The sequence below is a fragment of the Bacillus sp. TH50 genome (assembly GCF_016650565.1).
Taxonomy (GTDB): Bacteria; Bacillota; Bacilli; order Bacillales; family Bacillaceae_G; genus Bacillus_A; species Bacillus_A mycoides.
Window position 1 is genome coordinate 2,739,983 of record NZ_JAEKFM010000003.1, and the last position, 24,254, is coordinate 2,764,236.

The 24,254-nt window shown below is 34.0% G+C and carries 24 protein-coding genes; all 24 read right to left on the minus strand.

All coding sequences use genetic code 11. The features are described from left to right. Window positions 1-19: 19 nt before the first annotated feature. Window positions 20-1,054, minus strand: a complete 1,035-nt coding sequence (locus JFU23_RS14350; protein WP_201032147.1) for an ABC transporter substrate-binding protein — start codon at window positions 1,052-1,054, stop codon at window positions 20-22. After that, window positions 1,051-1,833, minus strand: coding sequence for a DUF3919 family protein (locus tag JFU23_RS14355; protein WP_201032148.1), 783 nt, complete (start codon window positions 1,831-1,833; stop codon window positions 1,051-1,053). The genes JFU23_RS14350 and JFU23_RS14355 overlap by 4 nt, the downstream gene beginning before the upstream one ends. Before the next feature lie 66 nt (window positions 1,834-1,899). Continuing rightward, a complete protein-coding gene (locus JFU23_RS14360) occupies window positions 1,900-3,330 on the minus strand; it encodes a HAMP domain-containing sensor histidine kinase (RefSeq protein ID WP_201032149.1) in 1,431 nt (476 codons plus the stop codon). Window positions 3,331-3,341: 11 nt separating this feature from the next. Further along, on the minus strand, window positions 3,342-4,013 hold the full coding sequence (locus tag JFU23_RS14365) for a response regulator transcription factor (protein ID WP_201032150.1): 672 nt from the start codon (window positions 4,011-4,013) through the stop codon (window positions 3,342-3,344). Between the two features lie 118 nt (window positions 4,014-4,131). Further along, on the minus strand, window positions 4,132-5,124 hold the full coding sequence (galE, locus tag JFU23_RS14370; protein ID WP_201032151.1) for a UDP-glucose 4-epimerase GalE: 993 nt from the start codon (window positions 5,122-5,124) through the stop codon (window positions 4,132-4,134). A 92-nt stretch (window positions 5,125-5,216) separates the two neighbouring features. Beyond that, entirely contained in the window at window positions 5,217-6,047 is an 831-nt protein-coding gene (locus JFU23_RS14375) for an SGNH/GDSL hydrolase family protein (protein WP_201032152.1), read from the minus strand. A gap of 98 nt (window positions 6,048-6,145) precedes the next feature. Further along, complete coding sequence (gene tagU, locus JFU23_RS14380) at window positions 6,146-7,057, minus strand: polyisoprenyl-teichoic acid--peptidoglycan teichoic acid transferase TagU (RefSeq protein WP_201032153.1); 912 nt, start codon at window positions 7,055-7,057, stop codon at window positions 6,146-6,148. A gap of 108 nt (window positions 7,058-7,165) precedes the next feature. Further along, window positions 7,166-8,293 (minus strand): glycosyltransferase, encoded by a 1,128-nt coding sequence (locus JFU23_RS14385; protein WP_098777503.1) that lies wholly within the window; start codon window positions 8,291-8,293, stop codon window positions 7,166-7,168. Between the two features lie 29 nt (window positions 8,294-8,322). Further along, entirely contained in the window at window positions 8,323-9,111 is a 789-nt protein-coding gene (locus JFU23_RS14390; protein ID WP_201032154.1) for a glycosyltransferase, read from the minus strand. 83 nt (window positions 9,112-9,194) lie between these two features. After that, window positions 9,195-10,247: an N-acetylneuraminate synthase family protein gene (locus tag JFU23_RS14395; protein ID WP_098777501.1), complete on the minus strand. Its 1,053-nt coding sequence runs from the start codon at window positions 10,245-10,247 to the stop codon at window positions 9,195-9,197. A gap of 23 nt (window positions 10,248-10,270) precedes the next feature. Further along, window positions 10,271-11,896 (minus strand): cytidylyltransferase domain-containing protein, encoded by a 1,626-nt coding sequence (locus JFU23_RS14400; protein WP_201032155.1) that lies wholly within the window; start codon window positions 11,894-11,896, stop codon window positions 10,271-10,273. Window positions 11,897-11,913: 17 nt separating this feature from the next. Then, a complete protein-coding gene (locus tag JFU23_RS14405) occupies window positions 11,914-13,368 on the minus strand; it encodes an oligosaccharide flippase family protein (protein WP_201032156.1) in 1,455 nt (484 codons plus the stop codon). A gap of 19 nt (window positions 13,369-13,387) precedes the next feature. Beyond that, window positions 13,388-14,260 (minus strand): glycosyltransferase family 52, encoded by an 873-nt coding sequence (locus JFU23_RS14410; RefSeq protein WP_307838465.1) that lies wholly within the window; start codon window positions 14,258-14,260, stop codon window positions 13,388-13,390. Between the two features lie 175 nt (window positions 14,261-14,435). Beyond that, entirely contained in the window at window positions 14,436-15,188 is a 753-nt protein-coding gene (locus tag JFU23_RS31065) for a DUF6418 domain-containing protein (protein WP_307838464.1), read from the minus strand. A 631-nt stretch (window positions 15,189-15,819) separates the two neighbouring features. Further along, window positions 15,820-16,491: a sugar transferase gene (locus tag JFU23_RS14420; protein ID WP_098777498.1), complete on the minus strand. Its 672-nt coding sequence runs from the start codon at window positions 16,489-16,491 to the stop codon at window positions 15,820-15,822. Between the two features lie 105 nt (window positions 16,492-16,596). Next, window positions 16,597-17,478 (minus strand): UTP--glucose-1-phosphate uridylyltransferase GalU, encoded by an 882-nt coding sequence (gene galU / locus JFU23_RS14425; RefSeq protein WP_201032157.1) that lies wholly within the window; start codon window positions 17,476-17,478, stop codon window positions 16,597-16,599. A 247-nt stretch (window positions 17,479-17,725) separates the two neighbouring features. Beyond that, a complete protein-coding gene (locus tag JFU23_RS14430; protein WP_201032158.1) occupies window positions 17,726-18,493 on the minus strand; it encodes a tyrosine-protein phosphatase in 768 nt (255 codons plus the stop codon). A 109-nt stretch (window positions 18,494-18,602) separates the two neighbouring features. Then, window positions 18,603-19,307 carry a CpsD/CapB family tyrosine-protein kinase gene (locus tag JFU23_RS14435; protein ID WP_201032159.1) on the minus strand — a complete coding sequence of 235 codons (705 nt, stop codon included), beginning with the start codon at window positions 19,305-19,307 and terminating at the stop codon, window positions 18,603-18,605. Further along, window positions 19,297-20,040: a YveK family protein gene (locus JFU23_RS14440; RefSeq protein ID WP_137057545.1), complete on the minus strand. Its 744-nt coding sequence runs from the start codon at window positions 20,038-20,040 to the stop codon at window positions 19,297-19,299. The genes JFU23_RS14435 and JFU23_RS14440 overlap by 11 nt, the downstream gene beginning before the upstream one ends. Window positions 20,041-20,315: 275 nt before the next feature. Further along, entirely contained in the window at window positions 20,316-20,993 is a 678-nt protein-coding gene (locus tag JFU23_RS14445; RefSeq protein ID WP_201032160.1) for a CpsD/CapB family tyrosine-protein kinase, read from the minus strand. Between the two features lie 365 nt (window positions 20,994-21,358). Next, window positions 21,359-21,793, minus strand: a complete 435-nt coding sequence (fabZ, locus tag JFU23_RS14450; RefSeq protein ID WP_000931959.1) for a 3-hydroxyacyl-ACP dehydratase FabZ — start codon at window positions 21,791-21,793, stop codon at window positions 21,359-21,361. A 416-nt stretch (window positions 21,794-22,209) separates the two neighbouring features. Next, window positions 22,210-23,211, minus strand: a complete 1,002-nt coding sequence (gene mreB, locus JFU23_RS14455) for a rod shape-determining protein (protein WP_002130035.1) — start codon at window positions 23,209-23,211, stop codon at window positions 22,210-22,212. A 161-nt stretch (window positions 23,212-23,372) separates the two neighbouring features. Beyond that, window positions 23,373-23,645: a sporulation transcriptional regulator SpoIIID gene (gene spoIIID, locus JFU23_RS14460; RefSeq protein WP_002089714.1), complete on the minus strand. Its 273-nt coding sequence runs from the start codon at window positions 23,643-23,645 to the stop codon at window positions 23,373-23,375. A gap of 309 nt (window positions 23,646-23,954) precedes the next feature. After that, window positions 23,955-24,089 (minus strand): hypothetical protein, encoded by a 135-nt coding sequence (locus JFU23_RS14465; protein WP_002016211.1) that lies wholly within the window; start codon window positions 24,087-24,089, stop codon window positions 23,955-23,957. Window positions 24,090-24,254: the final 165 nt, after the last annotated feature.

Below are 24,254 nucleotides of genomic sequence, written 5' to 3' on the forward strand. Positions count from 1 at the left end.
ATACTCTCGTCTCCTTTTCTCACTTTTGAGAGAGACGCTGTCTATTCCATATCTCGATTATTCCACTATTTGATATATTTTTGTTCGTCCTTCTAACCGGCTGACCTTCTATTTCTTTCTCATTCTTCGCAAACATCGTTGGTACGCCAAACGAAACTTTTTCTAAAATGTGACCCGCTTCTTCTGATAAGCAATAATCAATAAATAAATCCACAATAATACCACTCGGCGCACGCTTTAGTTTCGAAATCGCATTAACGGACAACCCTGTTTGCTCAGGTTCGTTACTTAAAATAGGAAAGCCTTGTTTCTGAAGCATTCTCTGATCTCCCGCAAAATTGATGCCTATCATATATTCACCGCTCGCAACCAGTTCTGCGGGCATATAACCATTCACCGTTACTTCACCAACTTGCCTTGCAAGATTCTTAACATACTCTTTCGCTTCTCTTTCACCTAAAGTATCAATAAGTGATTGAAACAAAGTATATGCTGTGCCGGAAACATTTGGATCAGGCATTGCAATCTTACCCGTATATACCGGATCTAATAAATCTTGCCACCTTGATGGATATGGAAGACCGAGCGGCGCTATTTCTTCATTCCACCGCTCTTTATTAATCGCAATTGCCAGTTTCTCCACTTCATAACCGTACCAATAACCATCTTTATCTTTAACGGACTTTGAAATACGATTCGCATGTTGGTTCGTAACAGGAATAGAAAGGTTCTTTTGCTTCATCATTTGATGCGCATCTACTGTACCGCCAATAATAATATCCGCCTTCGGATTTCCAGCTTCCTCTTCTACTCTCCGAAGAAGTTCTTCTGTCGATAGACGAATAAATTCATATGTACACCTGCGTTGTTTACAAAATGACGAAAGCAAAGCTTCACCAACTTCCTCGCGGGCTGCTACATACGCAACGAGATGACGATCATCCAAAATAGGGAGACCACTTTTATTATATTTAATAGAGGTTGTATCTCGAGAGCAACTAGACATCGCTCCTCCGATTACTAGCAAAAAGAAGAAAAAGGCTATCTTTCTCATGACACACTCTCCTTTACAAGGAATTCTGCTAGGGAGCCCTTCATATACATGACATTCCCGTTATTATCACCGAGATATTGCACAACAAAGTACGATGGATACACAGAAATAGTTAGAATATCCTCCCGCTCATTCTTTACACGCTTGCCTGTTTTATAGGCAGTAATATAAGAAATCGGCTCATTCTGTGATTGTAATAATTTCTGAATTTCTCCGTAATCTGTAATTTGCTTTGCGTATCGAATAGAATCAAATATTTGCGTAAGATCTATAGTACGTATTACATCCCCTTGCCTCACTACAACTTCCTTTGCCTCCGCAAAGAAATTACTAATGCGCTCTGGTGTATAATACAGGCTTAACAAATACGTTTGAAATGCTGAGATCATCGGATCCGTGCCATTCTTTCCGTATACATTAGCCTCGTACTGGAACAAGTCACCTACTGCAAAAGTACGTTTATGTCCATTCAAGTACGTTACTTCTCCAGTAAATACTTGTTCTTGATTCCTCGCTTCTCTCGGTTCTATTCGAATTCGGTCAAAGAATGAAACAATCGTATGCAAACGAACTTCATCCGTTACAACAATTTCTCCCCACTTCTCATGCCTTACTTTCACTTCAGTAGGAAGAGATTCATTCACTCTTTGTAAAACGGCTTGTTTGTCATCCACAATTGTAATTCGATTATATATTTGCTTCTCAATAACATAAAACAAAATAAGAGAAACGATCATACAAAAGACAAACATAAGAATTTGAAATGATAGCCTTTTCATTTCTGCCTACCTCCAAGATAAAAAAACGTTGTTTCGAAAATACCGCATAATTGTTTCATAAATGTATCATTTAACCGCTTTCAAGTTTTTTATGTCTTCCATCCGTCTCGGAAGTAAAAATGTAATGCATATTGTAGTTCCCATTTCTTCACTACTCTCAATTCGCATACTTCCGCCTTGCTTCTTCATAATCTCCTGACAAATGTATAAGCCATAGCCATTCCCGTAACTTGAAGGAAGCACCTTACCTTCCGGAGACTCATTCCATTCTGCAAGCACACCTTCATCCATACCAATACCATCATCATGAACAAAAACTTTCGCTTCCTGCTCATTTATAATTACATTCATACGAACTTGCGTAGCATCACTATATTTAATCGTATTATCAAGCACATTCAAGAAAATTTGCTTCGTCTTATCAAAATCCGCAACGACGTGTACTTCTGTTAACTCATTCATTACTTCAATTTCAAACTGCTGCAACCTGAGTTTCACAATCGAAACCGCTTCTTCTGCCAATTCTTTAATATTCACGACTGTAGGTGACACTTCAAACGTACTCTTCCCGTACTTTGAAGACTTAAGTAATTCCTCTACAAGTGATAATAGACGCTCACTTTCTACAGACACATAACGGAGGCTCTCCTGCACATCTTCCTTCGATTGTAACTTCGGAATTAAATCTACATAACCGATAATCGCTGTTAGCGGTGTTTTCAGCTCATGCGTAATGCGGTCCAAGAAATCTTTCTGTTTCTCTTTCTCTTCCTTCAGCTGCTTAATATGCAGCTCAATCCCATCAGCCATCGCATTAAAGGACGCTGAAAGCTGCGCAATTTCCACATACTCATTCAGCTCAATCTTACTTTCATAATCTCCATTCGCAAGCCGATATGCCATTTGCCTTAACTGATCAATTGGTTTATGAAGAGACTTCGCCAAACGAATCGCAAAGAAAATACCAGCAGCTACTAAACAAAGCGACGTCATTAAAAACGTCCAACTCACATTTGTTAAAACTTCCTTCTCATCCGTTAACTCATTTATAAAACGGATACTTCCAATGACATCGTTTCCATAATAAACCGGACTTGAAAACAAAAGAATTGGAGCTGGATCTCCCTCCTCGAAAACATAAGATTTCTTTCCCTTCAAAGAACTCTCAATGTCCATATTCCGATGAAGTAACGCTCCTTTTTGTGTATCTGCAACAACATCTCCATTCTTCCCAATCATCTGCACCCGGACATCCATTCGCTTCGCTAAATACGAAGCAATTAAAAGTGAATTAGGACCTAACGTCTCCACTTCTGCTTCTTTCTCTAAATAATTCATCGTATAAATTTGCGCTTCCACACTTAACTTTTCTAAGGAATCTGCCGCATTATGATACACATTCTTCTCCAGTGCAATATAAACCACCGCATACAAAAGAACAAGAATTGGAATCAACAATCCAACTATCCCAAACACCATATTTCGTTTTAAAGACATATCATCACCTTTTAGCAATCAAGCTTATATCCCACACCATAAATTGTCTTAATATACTCCCCACTATTCCCTAGTTTCTTCCGAAGCCTTTGTACCATAATATCAACCGCTCTCGTATTTCCGATATACTCAAAACCCCATACCTTCTCTAATAGCTCATCTCTCATGAATACACGCTGCGGATTCGAAACAAACAACTGACATAAATTAAACTCTCGGTACGTTAACTGAATCTCCTGCCCACTCACATGAAGCTTTCTTTCTTTAGGACAAATCAGTAAGTCACCTGCGCGAATTACTTCATGATTTAAAAGAACCTCCTTCTTCTTCACGCGCCGCGCCATATTCTTCACCCGAAGAATAAGCTCCGCATAATTAAAAGGCTTCGTCACATAATCATCAGCTCCAAGCTGAAGACCAAGTAACTTATCATTCATCTGACTCTTCGCTGTCAGCATAAGAACCGGAATATCACGCTCCTTCTCTCTGAATAAACGTAACAACTCATACCCATCCGTATCAGGAAGCATCACATCTAAAATAAGTACATCCGGCTGCTCATTCCATCTCTCTAAAGCTTCTTTCCCATCAGCCGCCGTCAATATTTCATACCCTTCCATCTCTAACTGCATCCGAATCAAATTACGAATACTCGATTCATCATCTACTACAAGTATTTTCATCATTTTCCTCCTTCCATCCTGTATTATAGTACAGTTTAGTATAGCAAAAATAAGACAAAAAAAGAGAGGGTATTGTCGAACATATTTTGTCGACGATACCCTCTCTCATTTATTAAACTTATTTCTCATACCCATTAGGTTTCTTCTGATGCCAATCCCACGCATGCTCGATAATTGTCTGCACATTTACATACTCAGGATTCCATCCTAACTTCTCTTTCGCCTTTTGAGAAGAAGCTACTAAGCGTGCTGGATCTCCTGCACGACGTGGCGCTATCTCAGCGGGAATCTCATGATTCGTAACTTCACGAACTGCATCAACGATTTCTTTTACACTAAAGCCATTACCATTTCCTAAGTTGTAGAAATCACTTTCCCCACCATTTTGTAGGTCTTTAAGTCCTAAGAAATGAGCTGCCACTAAATCTTCAACATGAATATAATCACGGATACAAGTACCATCTGGTGTATTATAATCATCACCGAACATCATAATCTTCTCACGTTGACCTAACGCCACTTGTAAAACAAGCGGAATTAAATGTGTCTCTGGACGGTGATCTTCCCCAATAATACCACTTGGAGTTGCACCAGCCACATTAAAGTATCTGAAAATCTTATAGCGTAAATTTGAAGCTTGGCTATACCAATGAAGCATCTTTTCGATTGCTAACTTCGTCTCTCCGTATGTATTCGTCGGATTTGTCTTCGTTTCCTCAGTAATAAGATTTACATCTACCTCACCATAAGTCGCCGCAGTAGAGGAGAAAATAAACTTATCTACTTTAAACTCGCCCATTAATTCTAGCAAGCAAAGTGCACCATACACATTATTATTATAATACTGAAGAGGCTTCTCCATACTAACTCCAACTAAAGAATCAGCCGCAAAATGCATAACCGCCTCGATATTTTCTTGTTTAAAAACATCTCTTAAAAATCCTTTATCACGAAGGTCACCATTATAAAACTTCGCACCTTCCGTAATTGCATCTTCATGACCAGTTTGTAAGTTATCTACTACTACTACCGATAAACCTTCATCCACTAGTTTTTTAACAGCATGAGAACCGATATAGCCAGCTCCGCCGCAGATTAAGATTGAGTTCATTGTTTTCCTCCCACATATTTACTACGATTTCTTAATTATTTTACTAATATAAAAGGTATACGATTACTCGTATACCTTTTATATACCCTTCATTACTTAGCTACAAAATAATCCGTTACATATTGCGCCCAAACTTCATGCCCTTTAGCACTTGGGAAACCGAACTCTGTTTGTAAGTACGGTAAAATTTCTTTCGTTGTTGCATCAGGCCATGCTCCCCAATGATCAACATATGTATAACCATTTTGCGTCGCAAATTGTTTTAATGCTTCAATCGCTTTCGGATAATTCTTCGCACCATACACTGGGTTTGATGGTTGAATCATAATTGTAGCGCCTTTTGCACTAGTAGAAAGTGCTTGCACAAACTTCTGTGTACTCGCTACAGAATTTCCATTACCAGTTTTTCCGTTGTCGGTAATAAATGGTGGTTCAAATAAAATTACATCCGGATTGTCTTTCGCAATCTCTTTATCGCGTTTATTCGCTATTAACTCTTCTGTACTTTCACCCTTATATTCCTTTACCGTCACATTCCATAAACCTTTACCATAAGAAGCCTCTAAATTAGTAGTGAACTTAGCTACCCAAGCATCTTTTTCAGATGAAGAAGCTTCATCACCAACAATAACAAGATTTACTGCCTTTTTATCCGCAGCAGCTTTCTTCAACTTCTCTTTCACTGCATCAGGTAAGTTCTTCGCGTATGCTTCATTAAAAGATGCCTTTGCATCTTGTTTTTTCTCTTCTTTTTTCTCTTCCTTCTTCGCTCCGCTATCTTTCACTTCATCCTTTGTTTTCGTTACTTCACTCGTTTGTCCTGTTGCATTCGCAATTTTTTTATTCCAGTATAATTTACCGCTCACAACCGAAGCAATAAACAATACAAAAATAAATAGGACAAGTACTGCTTTCTTATTCATCGATTCACCTCATCTATTAATCTCACAATATATAATACTAATATAAATCTACGCATAAATAAACCCAACTCCTTCCAAAGGAGTTGGGTCATTACATATTACTTAGTTACTTCAAGATGTGCTCTTAACTTATTCGTTAAATCTTGTTTTGCTGCATCTGGAACATAGTAGTACCAAATACCATCAGCGGCTTTGTGGCCATCACCTTGGATTTGGATTTCCTCACTGTTCTGTATGCAATCTTTATAGTTCTTTTGCATATCAAACATTTGATCTTGGGTTAAACTTGTTTTTACGTTTTTCTCAATTGCTTTTAATACGTCACCGTAGCTTGCTAGAGAAGATACGCTTGCACCTTTTTTAATTACAGCTTGGATAACTTGACGTTGGCGCATTTGACGGCCGAAGTCACCACGTGGATCATTATATCTCATTCTAGAATATAATAAGGCTTGATCTCCATTTAAATGGATTTCTCCTTTATTGAAATGCTCTCCATATTTAAATTCCATATCATTATTAACTTCTATTCCACCTACAGCATCTACAATATCCTTAAATCCTTCCATATTGACTTCAATATAATGATCAATTGGAATATCCAAGAAATTTTCTACTGTTTTCACAGCCATATTAATACCACCAAACGCATAAGCGTGGTTAATTTTATCCTTTTTCCCTTTACCAATAATTTCAGTATACGAATCCCGAGGAATGCTTATTATTTTCATAGATTTTTTTTGAGGATTTAATGTAAAAAGCATCAATGAGTCAGAACGCCCTTGGTCTGCCTCTCTTTCATCAATACCCATCATTAAAATTGAAATAGGTTTTTGATCCGAAATATCAACTTTTTCATTACGCTTATCTGATTTATCTCGATCCAATGGTTTGTGTACTGAGCTTAAAGTATCTGTAACTGACGAATAAATATTATAAGCATATATCCCCCCACCAATAACCAAAACAACAACTATTCCAAGAATACAAAGCATAATTTTCTTTTTCATATTTTATACCTTCTCTTAAATTAAATTAACGCCTAATTTTTCAAGCGATTCAATCTATTATTATACAGTAAATAAACTTTACTGTGTAATTTTTTAATAGCTATACCATCATTTTTCAGAGTTATATAAATTTTCTAGTGATTTTACCATTAAATCAATTTGGAAATATTCCTCAAATAACTGATAACTATTAATCGAATAACTCTCTCTAATACTAGGATTTTCTAACATTTTTATAAATCCCTGAATAGCTTGTTCTATATTATTAATATCAAATAAATGTCCATTATAATTATTAAATACCAACTCATTATTTCCTATAACATCACTTGCTACTATTGGCTTACCATATGCAAGTGCTTCAATTAACGAATATGGTAGACCCTCATATAAAGATGTAGAAAAGAAAATATCAAAATGTACTAATTCTTCAATGGGGTTTGGGTGAAACCCTTTTAAAATAATTTTCTCCTGAAGACCTTTCTCTTTTACATAAGCTAAAACTTCCTCATAATATTCACCATCACCAATATAAATAAATCTTATATCATACTTTGGATTTTCAACCAACTTTTCTGCAACTTTTATGAACATCCATGGATTCTTTTGATAATCCATTCTCGCTATGGTCCCTATAGTTATATGATCATTTAAATTCTTCGCCTTTAAATTCTCTACCGGTACTTCAATTCCATTGTAAATAACAGTAGATTTTTCTTTATTAATAATATTTTTTTCTAGTGCGAATAGTTCTTCTCCTTTTGATACATGTATATTTTTAGAGCTTATAATCCCCAAAATTTTCTCAATCCATAAAAATAAAACTCCCTTTTTTTTCGAAATAAATGGATTTTGGGAAATATATGCATGCGGTGTATAAAATATTTTTTTTATATTACATGTTTTTGCTGCAATTCTCCCTACCGCCCCTGCTTTTGAGCTATGACAATGTACTATATCAGGTCTAATTTTTTTCAAAATCCCCCTAATTTCCTTTAAGCATAAAATATCATTCTTGATGGACAACTCTCTTTTCATAGATTGAATCTGAAAAAAAACAACCCCTTTTTTTTCAAACATAGATTTAGTCGATAAAAAGACCTCATCTATTCGTTCTCCACCATAAATCACTGATATCTCATACTTTTTCAAATCTATATTTAAAAGAATATCTAATAAGTGTTTGCGTACCCCTCCACCTATTGATTCACATATGTAAACTATCTTAGTTTTCACCTTGTATTTTCACCTCCTAGCCATTGTCACTAATTCTTAACAGCTTTGATTTTCATAACTAATTTATTAGGTACTATTAGCAACAATAATGACTTTAAAACACCAATATAACTTTTTATCAAAAGAGGGTTAAAATAGTTTAACTGAATTCTCAACCTACTTTTTAGTTGAACTTTCCTTTTACTTAAGGATATACTGTTTGGATTTATTTCTTTCTTTATTAAAACTTCATCTATGTTACTAACACTAAATTTTTTTGAGATTCTAAAGAAAAATTCGTAGTCCTCTGCAGCTGGATATTCCGTACTATACAAACCTATGTCTTTTAAAATGCATGTCTTAAACATTACAGAAGGATGAGGAAAACAGCTATTCATATGCATCATTTTTTCTATCTCTTTAGCAGTTGTTGGAACATATTCAGTGAATACCTCTTTTCCCTCTCTATTGACATGTTTTACATGCGACCCTAATAGTACTACATCAGGATTTTCTTCAAAATAGTTTGTTTGTTTAAAAAACCTATTCTGCAGAATTTCATCTCCTGCATCAATTCTGGCTATAAATTCATAACCTTCATCTTGAATATATTTTACCCCCATATTTAGGGCCGCTTCAATCCCTACATTCTTTTCTGCCCGTATTAGCTTGATATTATGAACAGATATTCTCGAATGGGTTGTCATCGGAATTGAGCTTCCATCATCAACCACAACAACGTCTACTCGTTCCTCAACCTCATTTTCTAATGATTTTAAAGTCCGATTTAGTCCTTCCTGGTCATTATATACAGGAATAAGAACAGCAACTCTAGGCATTATATATTCTCCTACTTTCAACTTTTTTAAATAAAAAAGCAGGTACCTTTGTACCTGCTTCCTTCCATTATTAAACGCTTAAACTATAGCATTTCCCAAGTAATTACATCATCTTCTTTAATATTTCTTGCGGCTTTCAATCCAATAATAGTTTCTAAGTATTTAGGAGAAATACCCGTTCCTGGTCTCTTCCATGTTAGCATCTCTCTAGTAATTACAGTTCCCTCTTCAATATTACATGTAGCCACCAAACTTCTTCTTGCATACTTAATAGCTTGCTTTTCAGCTTCTGTTGGTTTTTTCGTTTTTTCACCTAAAACATCATTATAAACTTTTAGATTATTTTTAAATACTTTAATATCTTCAGCATTCATAGCATGGTAATGATCATTACCTTCTAAACTTTTATCATACGTATAATGTTTTTCGACAATCTTTGCTCCTAAAAATACTGATGTATTCAATGTCATCATTGCAGCATCTGGTACAGTATGATCTGAATATCCAATTACATAATTAGGGAATACTTCTTTTAAATGAGTAATCATGTTTAGATGAGCATCTACATCTTTCGTTGGGTAGGATAAGACACAATGTAATAACGCGATTTGATTATTTCCTTCATTTTCTATTACCTCTACCGCTTCGCATATTTCAGCCAATGTAGAGGCACCCGTAGATAAAATAACCGGTTTTCCATATCCCGCAATCTGCTTCAAAAACGGATGATTTGTTAAATCTGCAGACGCAATTTTAAAAGCTGGCATTAATTCATTTAAAAATTCTGCTGATTCACTATCAAATGGTGTTGACATAAAGTCTATACCACACTCTTTACAATACTGTGCTAGTTCCTTATATTCTTCTATCCAAAAAGCATCATATTTTTTGAATAATTCGTATTGTGATGAAGATTTTTCCTTACTTCTATCCCAATATGCAGGTGAATTCTTAGATGCTAATTTTTCAGCCTTATATGTTTGGAATTTTATTGCATCTGATCCAGCCTCTGCAGCATCCTTGATCATTTTTTTGGCTAACTCTAAGTTACCACCGTGGTTTACTCCAGCTTCTGCAATTAGGTATACGTTCTGACCCTCACGTAAAATTTCTTTGTCGTTAATAACTAGTTTCATAACTTCTAGTCCCCTTTTCCTTTTTAATTAAAAATTATAGATAGTACTCTCTCGATTCCTCTTTTTAAATCATGCTGTAACATTCTATTATTCATCATTTGACGCAGTTGTTGATCTTTGATTAATCTTTCTAAAGATTGTTGAATAATATCTTCTTTAGCTTCATGATGAATACCTAAATTTATAAAGCCGTTATAATTATGACCAAATAAATGTGTCAACTCTCTATAATTCTGTGAAATTATTATAGCGGGAGTACCAATCATTGCAATTTCATACATTGTTCTTCCTGCTGATGAAAAAATCACATCGGCATCTAACATAAATTCTGCCATATTATTAATTTCGGTATGCACATTAATCACCCTGGAATAGTTGTCTATATCTTTAAGGATAGCATCCTTGTATTTATATCCCGGGCCCAATACAATAGTTATTTCAAATTCAGATGACATATTGACTATGGCATCCAAAGTTTTTTTTGTTAAATTATTGGGATCTGTTCCTCCAAAGGTAATTAATACTTTGTTCACATTTTCTTTAATAGCTTTAGTTGGTGAGTTAATAAAATCTGGTCTCGCACAATAATAATTTTCCCCTGTATAAAAATACTTAACTGGGACATTACCAGGATATAAGGCATTAAAGACCCCATCCGCATACTCTGCGCCAAGCCCTAAATCCTCAAAATTATAAATCCTTATTCCCATATTTTTTAATTCTAACATATAATCTGCGCTTGTATCTAGGATATCATTAATTATAATATCTGGTGAAATTTCTCTAATCTTAGTTAGAGGTTCTTGTTCAAAAAGTTCTACCTTAAAGTTTTGCTTCTCGATCAAATTGATTCCTAAACTATACTGTTTATCCATTAAAAAGATTACTTCATGATCAAATATATTATGAGCTAAAGTAAGAGTCCTATAAATATGCCCTAGCCCAATGTCACGATATCCATCTACCCTAATTACCACTTTTTTTCGTTTTAATAACTTTTCAGCTACCCACCAGTCAGTATATGAGTCTATATCTATACTTTCTTCTGATCCTACAACATAAATGGTGATAGTTTCTCCCATTCTATTAGTGGGCGTTATATACTTTCTTTTAGTTGCAAATACCGCTCCACTCTCCCTAAACTCACCGGGTAAATATTGCCTATTTTTACGTTCTTTAAAATTAGGTATAAATTTATCTTCCTCTAATCTCCAGGATAAATGTCTATCATCTAAACCTGTTAACACCGTATCATAATTTTCCTTTATAATCTTTTGTATTACATTCTCAAGAGTAACTAAACTTAATAGTGGCGAAGTTGGTTGAATAGTAACCACGATATCATAATTTTCCTCTAAATCCTCTTCCAACTTTTCTACGGTATAATGAATTACCGGATCAAGCGGAACCTCATCATTAGAAATATTATCCGGTCTCATCAGTACTTCCGCTCCATATTGCCTTGCAATATTACTGATTTCAGCATCATCAGTAGATACAACTACTTTATCAATTAAACTGGATTTTTTCGCCACCTCAATAGCATATGAAATTAAAGGTTTTCCGTTTAATAATCTTATATTTTTCCTTGGAATTCCCTTTGATCCTCCTCGAGCTGGTATAATAGCTACAACTTTCTGCTTATTCATCCGCATTAGGCCTCCGCTCATTTTTCTGTTTTACCATCCTTAATTCTTTTCTTAAATTTGAAATTTAATTTTTTTAAAATATTACTCTTAAAAACAACGTAACTAATAGGTAAACTATATACTATAATGAATAGAAAAACTTTAGTAACTATATAACCATCTATTGTTTTAGAGATGTTAATCCATAAAAGTAAAAAGATAAATGGTAATATTAATACACTAAATTTCCTTATGAACAGCTTAAATGGTACCCCTAATATAGAATTAGTGCTGTAAGAAAGAAATAACAAATAACAAAAATTCGATATGGAAGTAGCAATAGAAATTGAAGTTATATCCCCACCATATTTTATGAAAATATAATTCATTATTATATTTATAAAAATAGATGTGATAATTATTTTAAGATATTTCCAATGGTTATTAGAACTATTTAAAAAGTTCGCATAGGTACCTACTAAACTAATAAAATACACTCCAAATATAAGGGCTTGGGCAGCTTCAACACCCTGAATATATTGAGGCATGACAATATCAACAAAATAAGGTAGTCCATAATATATGATACATAATATATACGGGATAAATATTGCTATTACTAATGGCAATAAATTTATCATATTTACAAGTTTTTCACTAGGTCCTTCTTTTCCATATAGAAAACTTATTTTAGGATACATAACTTGCGAAAATACCTGAGGTGCCATCATAAGAACTTGAAACATCATCAATGCTATTCCATAATAACCTAAAGCCTTACTATCATAGAACATTGAGATCATTATCCTATCTACTGTAGTAAATAGGGTCCATGAAAATCCAATTAACATAATTGGCACACCAAATTTAAGTAACGATTTTATTAAATTCCAATCCCATTTAGTCGAAATTTTCCTCTTTATGCTGCTCTTAAATAGATACATCCCTAAAATAGTAGCTATATATATACCTGCTATCAGTCCATATATCCCGAAAAAATATGCCATTATACATCCAAAAATCGCTTGTACTGGTGTAGTAATAATCTGTACTCGAGATATCTTTTTAAAATCATCTATTGTCAGAAATATCATTCTATAATAACCCAGTAATTGCTGCACAGGTATCAAAAGAAAAATTGTTCCCAGTATAGCCTTCATATTGGCTGAAATATCAAGGCATAAAATAAAAATTACTAATAAAAGACTAACAATAAAAGGAATACACATCCATCCTTTTACCACTTGTCGTATATGCTCGGCTTCTTCTATTTGATTCTTCCCTAATAGTCTAGGAATTTCCCTGTTCATACCATTAAGAACCCCAAATTGGATTATAGTTCCATAAACTAGAACCATGGAAATCGTTAACCAAAGGCCATATTGTTGTGGTCCTAATATATTTCTTGAAATAATATCTGTTACAAAAGTAACTCCTGCTGTAAACAAAGTTGATAGTAACATTGTCATCGAATCTCTTAATATCTTATTCATAAAACATACCTTTTCTCAACTATTTGTTAAATATAGATGAACCTTCTTCCAAATTTAAATCTATATTAAAACACTCCACATCATAACTCTCAAAATATTGAACCTTATGGTTATCATTTCTCCCCACAAAATAGGATTTGGATAAGATCTCTTCATCTAGCAATTTGCTAGTAATTAAGGCTGTTGAATTCACCCCAATTAATACCTTAGGACGTTTTTTTAATAATAACAACTCTAAAGGTTCCGCTGAATCAACAATATCTAATTTTAAATCTTTAACAATTTCAGGATTACTCCTTGGATGTAATTTCACCTTAATTTCCTTTCCCAAATACTTATTTGCATCAATAATATATTTATATATATCCAACTCTTGCTTATATGTCATCAAGTTTTCTTCGTTAAACGGTTGAGTCAAAAGCCAAATTTCATCCCTGAACTCCGCATTACAATTTAAACCTAATTCCCGGAAATCAGTTTCTACAATATCAGTCTCTTTATAAACTTTAGAATAATCCTTATTAAATATACTGTAATGTTTTTGTATTTTAGAAAATAATTTAGATGAACTAATCTCTAGATTCATAAGTTTATCGACTATTTTAATCACAGAATTTTCCTTAGTAATATGCTCATCCAAAGAGGACTCCAGAAACAAATTATAAATACCATCATCAAATGTAAATAAATTTTCAGTTTTATAATTTAGCATCATACACTTAGTATAAACAGACCAAAAATTCCCGCAATATACATCCAAATTCTTCTTTTTCTTTTTAAACTTGCTTGCTATTGCTCTAGAGAAAACATGTATTAGCTTACTGGTTTTATTTTTAGAAATTATACAATACTCTACAGAATCCCACTTAAAATATTCTATAGCTTCTTTCACACCGTTATGGATTTTATGGTCCGTAATTATGATTTTTTTACTTGTATACATTTCTTTTTTTTATTAGCTATTATTGAAGCACATAAAACGTGCAAAGGTGTTTGACAAATAAAAATAGCTTCTTTATTCATTAGATATGAATCCTTTCTATTAATTCTACCTCACTCTTCTAACTTTAAACCCTGATAACTCTGACAATAATTCTATACATCATTAAAATTATTATTAGCATCAAATTTTTCAAACTGAAAAATTCATACATATTTCCCATGATAAAACTATCAAACGAACTAAAGAATATCTTTGAATATATAGCAATAGGAATAATATTCAACAGTATTGAATTCTGCTGTATGGTTTTTTCGAAATTCTTTATTAATTTCCCGTAAACACAACCAAAAACAAATTGAATAATCATTCCTAAATATAATCCAAAACTGTATATTATAATTGCTGGATAACCCATAGTAAAGTTCACACTATCTTGTATGAATCTATATGCGCGGCTAGGAGATAAAGTTATCATTAGCTCCCTCATTCCAGCTGTTAAATGTTCAGCTGTCGGATTAACAATTTCGGTAATCTCTTGGATAAAGTTTTGATAATAATCTATTGTAAATAATGATGAGGTAGTTAAGTCATAAATCCCCCACCAAACATGTCCTTGCAATCCCAAGCTCCTATAAACAATCTGATCCCACGCTGCTCTTGCTGATCCCAAATCTTTTGAATACTCATTAATAGAAAGCAAGATAAATAAAGCTAGTCCCATTAAAGGAATAAAAAGCTGCATTATTAATTTTTTAGAAACTTTTACCCTATTTATTGTATCTCCTCTAACATAAATAGGAATATAAAAACTAATCATCAAAATAGCAATAGTCGTGAACTTGTGCCCCTGAACTATTAAATTAATCACTAGTGCCACAACATTTACTACAGATAAAAGCCTAATTTTTTTTATTTTTAAATACCGTAAAAATTATTCCACTAATTATAGCAATTAAATACATCTGTTTATGAAATACTAATAGAAACGGAAATATAGAATGCTCCCAAAAATTAAACTTATTAATTGCGTCTCCGTATGTAAATTTAGTCAACAAAGAATTTATCGCTAATGAACACGAAATCACAATCATGCATGTTAGCAGTAATAATAATATACGCTTGCTCAGATTACCTACTTCACCATTACGTTCAAGTTCTTTACCATGTACAAAACTTGTATTATTCCACCTTACTTTATTAACAAAATATATCCCCAAAAAGAATATTACGTTATATAAAAACAACATTTTAGTAGAGTTATTACTATAACTATATCTGTCTTGTTCTGTTATATATATGCCAGTTTCTATATAAGCATTAGATACCAACGTCCATAATTGCATAAAAAAGATAAAAAGATAAAAAATAAAGTGTTTTTTATCTTTTTTAAACAACAACATTCCTATGCAAATAAATAGGACAATCAAAATTATATTAATCAAATTAGAAATCAATATTATGCCCTCATTTTCTATATATGAATAGTCATATACTTTTTGATTGTATATTTAATATGCCCCTTTACGAGAAAGGACTAAATATATTGTTTTCAAAATAATACTAAAATCAAAAACTATTGATTGATTATATACATAGTGTAATTCCAAATCCACTCTCTCTGGATAACCTACACCGCTCCGGCCACTAACCTGCCAATACCCAGTAACCCCTGGTTTTACCGCTAATAGATGCGGTGCTTTATTTCCATATTCACGAAGTTCTTCCTCAACAACCGGCCTAGGTCCTACTAGACTCATCTCCCCTTTTAAAACATTTATTAACTGAGGTAGCTCGTCTAAACTAGTTTCCCTTAAAAACCTTCCTATTTTTGTAATTCTTGGGTCTTCATGTGGCTCCAACTTATAGTTATTTTCAGTATATTTTTTATATAAGACTTCATTAGCTTTTAATTTACTTTCTGCATCAACTACCATTGAGCGAAATTTTCTAATGTAAAACTTATTACCATTCTTTCCAATTCGCATTTGTTTAAAAAAGACCGGTCCTCTTGCCTCACCTCGCATATAAGCAAAAGGTATAATAAGAAAAATTGGTGAAAATACAATTAAGCCCATAATTGCTCCAAAAACATCCACCACTCTTTTACATAAAAGATAATAGCTACTTGGCTGTTCTAAATCCTCTACTAAAGATTCCTCACTTAAAGAATTTTTATTCAATTTTTTCTCTCCCTATACATTTGATTTCCACACTTAAATTACATATTTTTTCCATCCTCAACATAGTATCTAATTTTTTAGTATCTATGAATTTTAGCTTCATCCTTATACATATACATTTTCTTTCTTTACAAGTTCATGCATATACTTCATTAATTCACCTTTCAGCTCTTCATGTTGAAGTGCCATCTCAATTGTAGTCTTAATAAACCCAAACTTCTCCCCAACATCATAACGAGTTCCTTCAAAGTCATAAGCAAACACTCGTTGGATTTCATTTAATCGTTGTATTGCATCCGTTAACTGAATTTCCCCACCAGCACCTGTTTGTTGATTTTCAAGAAACATAAAGATTTCTGGCGTTAATACGTAACGACCCATAATTGCTAAGTTGGATGGTGCTGTTCCTTGTACTGGTTTTTCTACAAACTGACGTACTTGATATTGACGACCATTTTGCGTGATTGGATCAATAATTCCGTAACGATGTGTTTCATTTTCTGGTACCGTTTGTACACCAATGACAGATGAATGTGTTGCCTCGCACTCGTTCATTAGCTGTCGTAAACATGGTATTTCAGCCTGTACAATATCATCGCCAAGTAATACCGCGAATGGCTCATTTCCAACAAATTTACGTGCGCACCATACTGCATGCCCTAAACCTTTTGGTTCTTTTTGTCTTATGTAATGAATGTTAATTTTTGAAGAAGCTTGTACTTTTTCAAGAACTTCATGCTTTCCTTTTTCAAGTAAGTTTTGTTCTAACTCAAAAGAATGATCAAAATGATCTTCAATCGCACGCTTTCCTTTTCCAGTAACAATAATAATGTCTTCAATTCCTGATTCTATCGCTTCTTCAACTATGTATTGAATTGTCGGTTTATCGACAATTGGTAACATTTCTTTCGGCATTGCCTTCGTTGCTGGTAAAAACCTCGTCCCAAGACCAGCGGCTGGGATAATTGCTTTTCTTACTTTTTTCAAATCTTGTCCCCCCAAAAAATATCGTTTTATCTATATGTAACAATAACAAAAACCCTACCTATAGAGTCATTTTTATAACTCCATAGGTAGAGTTTCTGGCATAAATAAAATTATAGGCATCTAACCAATCCTCACATCATACTCCCGACGACAAGCGTCTAAGGTAGGCAAGAAATAAAAATTTCTACCCACAGCACGACCGAGTGCCCCCGTTGATAACGGTTAGGAGACATCACCAATTCCTTATTTAGAAAATACCGAACAATTTTTTACGACGAATTAGTTCTGGATCTTCTTTATAAATTGCTTTTCCGCTAATTAATAAATATGGATTTTCTTTTAAATCACTCATAACGTTCATTCCGAATTCTTTTCCGATTAATTCATAGCTTTCTGCTAAATGAAACCCTCTTGATGTTGTGTTATGTGCATCTGATGCGATCATATGCGTTAAATTATGTTCAACGAGTTGTAGTGAGAATTTTTTTATCTTTTTGCCGAACTTTCCTAGTAAACTTCCTGCCGTTACTTGTGTTAATGCACCTTTACTTACAAGATTGTATAACTTATCTGGCCGCTCGATTAACTCGGCATTGCGTTCCGGATGAACAATAATTGGAATCATTCCTTTAACACGTATTTCATATAATAGTTGTTCTGCATAACGAGGTACGTGATTAGACGGAAATTCAATAAATATGTATTTATTTGTTTCATTTAAAGTAACGATTTTACCAGCCTCATAGTCTTCTAATAAATCACCATATAACCTGACCTCTTGTCCTGGTAAAATTTTGAGTGGAATTTCATTTTGTTGTAGTTCATCATTTAGTTGTTTTACTTGATGAATAATTGAAGTACGTTCATTTTTATATTTCCCGTTTTGATGGTGTGGTGTTGCGACGATTGTATGTATTCCTTCTTGGACAGCCTTTTGTGCCATGGCCAGACTATCTGTTACTGTTTGTGCACCATCATCGATGCCAGGTAAAATGTGACAATGTAAATCAATCATTTGTTTCATCCTCCCTCTCTCATATAAAAATCTTTTTTCCTTTGAATATGAGTTATCTCATATTCAAAGGAAAAAAGGAGATATGTCCTTGCCATATCTCACTTTTTAATTAGTTTGCACCGTAGTAATAATATAAGCCTTGTTCACGTTCACGGTCGTTCAGGACAACGCCTAACAGTTTACCTTTAGCCGATTCTAACAATCCTTTTGCTTTTACCGCAGTTTCCTTCTCTGTCGATTCACTACGAACAACAAGAATAGAAGCATCACATACATTCGCCATAATCTGTGCGTCGGTAACAGCTAAAATAGGCGGCATATCAAAAATAACTAAGTCGTACATGCTGTATGCTTGCCCAAGAAGTTCTTTCATCGATTTTGAACCTAACAATTCCGCCGGATTTGGTGGGATTGGACCACACGCTAAAAATTGTAAATTATCAACTAATGTCGTTTGTACACACTTCTCTAACCGTTCACTATGTGTTAATACATTCGTTAATCCGAAAATATTATCAACTTGGAACATTTGATGCATCGCTGGTTTACGCATATCTGCATCAATTAATAATACTTTCTTCCCTTGTTGAGCGAAAACAACTGCCATATTCGCTGTCGTTGTCGTTTTCCCTTCACTCGGGTTAGCAGACGTTACCATTAACGAATGTAAATTCGTATCAACAGATGCAAATTCGATATTCGTTCGAATATTACGATATTGTTCTGAAATTGGTGATTTCGGTTGTTGATGAGCAATTAATTGACGACGTTGACGATGATTTTGTTTCTTTTTAAATAAACTATTAAGAGCCAATTGTCTGTCCCCTCACTTTTCTTGATGATGAAGCATGTGATTTCACGTTTGCTGTTTCTTCATCCATACGTGCTACAATACCTAACACCGGTAAGCCAAGTAAGTTTTCTACATCTTCTTCTTTTTTCACTGTGTTATCTAAGTATTCTAGTAAGAATGCAAGACCAACTGCAGCCATTAATCCAACAACGAAAGCAATTGCGACATTTAACATCGGGCGTGGTTTAATTGGAGATTGATTTTCCGCAACTTCTGCTTTTGACAATACAGTTACGTTATCAACATTCATAATTTTTGCAACTTCACCTTTAAATACATCCGCTGTTGCATTTGCAATATCACGAGCTAACTTCGGATCTTTATCCTCCGCTGTAACAGAAATGACCTGTGAGTCTTTTTCGTTTGCAACATTAATCTTTTCTGTTAAAGCTTGTGCAGTCATATTTAAATGTAATTTTTCATTCACTTGGTCTAAGACTACTGGACTTTTAATAATGACCTTATATGTGTTCGTTAATTGAATATTTGTTTGAATTTCACCAGCTTGAATCATTGCACCCTCTTGCTTTTTCTGGTTAACAAGAATTTGCGTTGAAGATTGGTAGATTGGTGTCATGAAGAAGAAGCTAATGACAGCAATTACAATAGCTGCACCAAAGGCGATTACGAGGATCATTGCTAAACGTTTTTTTAAAATATAAAATAACTCTTTTAAACTAATTGTTTCTTCCATAAGTCCCTCCAACTTTCTAAAATTTGCACATAAGAAAAATTATAACATATAATCTTACATTTTTTTATTTTAGTCATATCTATGTTCTTTTGTTATTTGAAAACATATATAATCTTACAAAATAATCTTAAATATGACAACACATTCCATTAATTTTACAAAATTCCCATTATATCATTTTTTTTATATAATTCAATATATAATTTTAAAATAATTCAAAAAAGCTGGTAACAACACTTACCAGCTTTAAGAATTACTATTTTACACATTATTTTCTAATAATATCCATATCGTTCTTGTTCTTCTTTTTTATCATTTAAAACGACGCCAAGTAGTTTTCCAGATGCTTTATCTAATATTTGTTTCGCCTTTATCAGTTTATCTTTTTCTGTTTTTTCACTACGAGCTACTAATACAACTCCATCGCATTTGTTTGCAAGTATTTGCGCGTCTGTAACCGCCAGCACAGGAGGCGTATCGATTAGAATGACGTCGAACATCTTATATGCCTCTAAAAGCATTTCGTCCATTTTACGGTATCCTAGTAGTTCTGCAGGGTTTGGCGGAATTGGGCCTGCTGGCATGACATATACATTATCTATATCTGTTTTTTGAATACATTGCATAAACGAAGCCTGTCCTGATAATAAATTTGTTAAACCATTTGGATTGTGAACCGCAAATAAGTTTTGTAATGTCGGCTTACGTAAGTCCGCCCCAATTAACAATACTTTTTTCCCTTGTTGACCGAAAACAACTGCTAGATTAGAAATAGTCGTTGTTTTCCCGTCTCCTGGATCTGCTGAAGTGACAATAATAGAACGAATATGGTTATCTACAGATGTAAATTCAATGTTCGTACGAATGTTACGGTATTGTTCTGTAATACGTGATTTAGGCTCTTTATGTGTAATTAATTGTCGTAATGGTTTTCTTTTCTTTCTTCCGAACATGTTCTAGTCTCCTTTTTCAAAATGCGACCTTTTCCCTTTTTCTCTTTTATGCTCGATATGCTACGCCTATTTTTCATTTACTTCTACCGTTAAATTTCCCCATTACTTTCCTCTACAGTTCATCATAACGAATCATAATAACCTTTGTCCTATCTTATAACCTCCATAATGTGACAACGGCATCTCTATCTTTATCGCGCTATCATTCATCTTGATTCCAAGATATTTATAGCGTCATTATATACAAACTCCCATTCATTTACAATTAAAATTCTGATTACTCTGCATTTTAATATTTCAAACAAAAAATATAGTAATTAAAAAAATCCTTCTGCATATTACAGAAGGATTTTTTTAATTACTATCTATTCTTTCTTATCACCAATTGCAAATGTAATTTCAGCTTCGCATGCAACTTCACCATCCACTGTTGCGATTGCTTTTCCTTTTCCGATTGGTCCACGTACGCGTGTCATTTCTACTTCTAAACGAAGTTGATCACCTGGGCGTACTTGTTTTTTGAAGCGGCAGTTGTCGATGCCTGCGAAGAAAGCAAGTCTCCCGCGGTTTTCTTCTTTCTTTAATACAGCAACTGCCCCAACTTGTGCTAATGCTTCTACAATAAGTACACCAGGCATAACTGCATAATCTGGGAAGTGTCCATTAAAGAACTCCTCGTTTGCAGATACATTTTTAATTCCAACCGCTCTTTTTCCCTCATCCACTTCTAATATTTTATCAACAAGTAAAAATGGATAACGGTGTGGAATGATTTCTTTAATTTGTTCTATATTTAGCATGTAACAATCGCCCCTTTTGTAATATTGGTCTTACCACTTGGACATATTGTTATTATCCCATTTTGTTTATTATTTGTCATTATAAAGTAACACTTTACTCTCTATTATAAAAAAATGCACACACTCTATTCCATTAAAATAGTTGCACTTCCCAGCAACTGACACGGAGGTAGAAAAGAGTGTATGCCCAAATTAGGGAAAGGCAATATGTATTTGAACATTTTTTGCCTTAATGTCGTATTCCGAATCATTATATTACATACGTTTTCAAATAAGAAAACATTAAATTTAACTGTATATACGGATATATCACCTCATTTCTTTATTTTCCTCTATTATTCTTCCGTTTTCGTAAAAAATTAGAATTAAAAAAATAAAAAAAAAGAACTAAGGTTTTCCCTTAGCTCTTTTTCACTTTATTTCAATGCACGACGTGGTAACTTATCGATATTCTCTAACATAATACCTGTACCAATAGCAACACATTGCATTGGGTTTTCAGCGATTAATACTGGTACCTTTAATTCTTCTGCTAGAAGCATGTCGATACCGTGTAATAAAGCTCCTCCGCCTGTTAGAATAACACCGCGGTCGATAATGTCCGCAGATAGTTCTGGTGGTGTGCGCTCTAGTACGCCTTTTGCAGCTTGTACAATGATAGCTGCGTCTTCTTTTAGTGCTTCTGTAATCTCTTCAGAGCATACTGTAATTGTACGTGGTAAACCTGTTACCATGTCACGTCCGCGAATTTCAAGCTCTTCACTACGTGCACCTGGGAATACTGTACCAACTTTAATTTTAATATTTTCTGAAGTACGTTCTCCAATTAATAGCTTATACTTACGTTTAACGTAGTTTAAGATTTCCATATCAAACTTATCGCCAGCCATTTTGATAGAGGAAGAGGTAACAATATCACCCATAGAAAGTACGGCAATATCTGTTGTACCTCCACCAATATCAACAACCATGTTTCCGCTTGGCTGGAAGATTTCCATACCAGCACCAACTGCGGCTACTTTTGGTTCTTCTTCTAAAAATACTGTTTTACCACCTGAACGTTCAGCAGCCTCACGAATTGCTTTTTGTTCTACAGATGTGATATTTGTTGGACAGCAAATTAAAATGCGAGGTTTTGAAAAGAAGCTCTTCACGTCCAATTTGTTAATGAAATACTTTAACATTGCTTCTGTAATTTCGAAATCTGCGATTACACCATCTTTAAGCGGACGAATTGCTACAATATTACCAGGTGTACGTCCCACCATACTTCTTGCTTCTTCACCTACTGCTAATACTTTTCCACTATTACGATCAATTGCCACAACAGATGGCTCATTTAATACAATACCCTTACCTTTAACATGAATTAATACGTTAGCCGTACCTAGGTCAATTCCGATATCTCGCGCAAACATTCCCGTCATTTCCTCCTCGATATTCAAAATCAGGTTACACCCGAATTCTTTTACACCTAATTTCTGATTTTATCATAAATTTAACAGAAACGTAATATTCGCAAAAAGAATTCTTCTGAAAAATATTACCGAATTCGCAAGGAATGTTTGCTATTTTAGATTTATTGGCGCACAGGGTTTTCTGTATCTTCTTTTCGGTACTTTTGCTTTGTTGCTTCTCCACCTCTTAAATGACGAATAGACTTATGATAATCAAGAATTTCTTTCACTTCATTTGCGAGCTCTGGATTAATTTCTGGCAAACGTTCTGTTAAATCTTTATGGACTGTACTCTTTGATACCCCAAATTCCTTTGCGATTACACGCACTGTCTTTCTTGTCTCCACGATATACTTGCCAATCTTGATAGTTCTCTCTTTGATGTAATCGTGCACACCACTCGCCTCCCTAAATTGGATGTGAGAAGTGTGAAATGAGACTCGCTGCATACGACTATGAAGTAAATGTGAGTGCTGTTTGTAAGCGTTAAACATTCTTGGATTTATAATGAAATGATTCACGATTTCTCACCTCAAACACTCTCTTTGCATTGGTTTATACCATTGTATTGCCCGCACTACTGATATATGCTACATGTTCACTATTTTTGCGGACTAAGTTAAGAAAAATTACGTTTTTTTGTGAGAAATACGTTAACGATGACAATTATGGCGAAAAAAAGTGACACCTCTTTATAAAAGGTGTCACTCTTCTCTTTCATATTCTTCTTCTAACAACTGATGGTGGGGGACTTCTTTCTTACCGGCAATATAATAATATAAAGCGAATAAAACAAACAATAAAATGATAGCAATCGACAGAACAGATAAAAATGACACAGTATCCCCTCCCTTTTGTAATATATATTCGAGAATATCGTCATTTTTCCTTGTTATTGCAATTTTTTTCTCGAAATTGATTATTTTTATATGAAAATAAAGTGAAACTTTAATCAGAGGGGGTTTTGTTCATCCCCCACTGATTATTAGCCTTCACCAATCGGG

Excerpts from the sequence above, each read along its gene's own strand:
- JFU23_RS14430 (WP_201032158.1), bottom strand. The coding sequence starts at position 18,493 with ATGATTGATTTACATTGTCACATTTTACCTGGCATCGATGATGGTGCA.
- JFU23_RS14365 (WP_201032150.1), bottom strand. The coding sequence starts at position 4,013 with ATGAAAATACTTGTAGTAGATGATGAATCGAGTATTCGTAATTTGATT.
- JFU23_RS14400 (WP_201032155.1), bottom strand. The coding sequence starts at position 11,896 with ATGAATAAGCAGAAAGTTGTAGCTATTATACCAGCTCGAGGAGGATCA.
- tagU (WP_201032153.1), bottom strand. The coding sequence starts at position 7,057 with ATGAAAAAGAAAATTATGCTTTGTATTCTTGGAATAGTTGTTGTTTTG.
- JFU23_RS14375 (WP_201032152.1), bottom strand. The coding sequence starts at position 6,047 with ATGAATAAGAAAGCAGTACTTGTCCTATTTATTTTTGTATTGTTTATT.
- JFU23_RS14440 (WP_137057545.1), bottom strand. The coding sequence starts at position 20,040 with ATGGAAGAAACAATTAGTTTAAAAGAGTTATTTTATATTTTAAAAAAA.
- JFU23_RS14355 (WP_201032148.1), bottom strand. The coding sequence starts at position 1,833 with ATGAAAAGGCTATCATTTCAAATTCTTATGTTTGTCTTTTGTATGATC.
- mreB (WP_002130035.1), bottom strand. The coding sequence starts at position 23,211 with ATGTTTGCGCGAGATATCGGAATTGACCTAGGTACGGCTAACGTATTA.
- galE (WP_201032151.1), bottom strand. The coding sequence starts at position 5,124 with ATGAACTCAATCTTAATCTGCGGCGGAGCTGGCTATATCGGTTCTCAT.
- JFU23_RS14350 (WP_201032147.1), bottom strand. The coding sequence starts at position 1,054 with ATGAGAAAGATAGCCTTTTTCTTCTTTTTGCTAGTAATCGGAGGAGCG.
- JFU23_RS14445 (WP_201032160.1), bottom strand. The coding sequence starts at position 20,993 with ATGTTCGGAAGAAAGAAAAGAAAACCATTACGACAATTAATTACACAT.
- JFU23_RS14360 (WP_201032149.1), bottom strand. The coding sequence starts at position 3,330 with ATGTCTTTAAAACGAAATATGGTGTTTGGGATAGTTGGATTGTTGATT.
- JFU23_RS14405 (WP_201032156.1), bottom strand. The coding sequence starts at position 13,368 with ATGAATAAGATATTAAGAGATTCGATGACAATGTTACTATCAACTTTG.
- JFU23_RS14390 (WP_201032154.1), bottom strand. The coding sequence starts at position 9,111 with ATGCCTAGAGTTGCTGTTCTTATTCCTGTATATAATGACCAGGAAGGA.
- fabZ (WP_000931959.1), bottom strand. The coding sequence starts at position 21,793 with ATGCTAAATATAGAACAAATTAAAGAAATCATTCCACACCGTTATCCA.
- JFU23_RS14395 (WP_098777501.1), bottom strand. The coding sequence starts at position 10,247 with ATGAAACTAGTTATTAACGACAAAGAAATTTTACGTGAGGGTCAGAAC.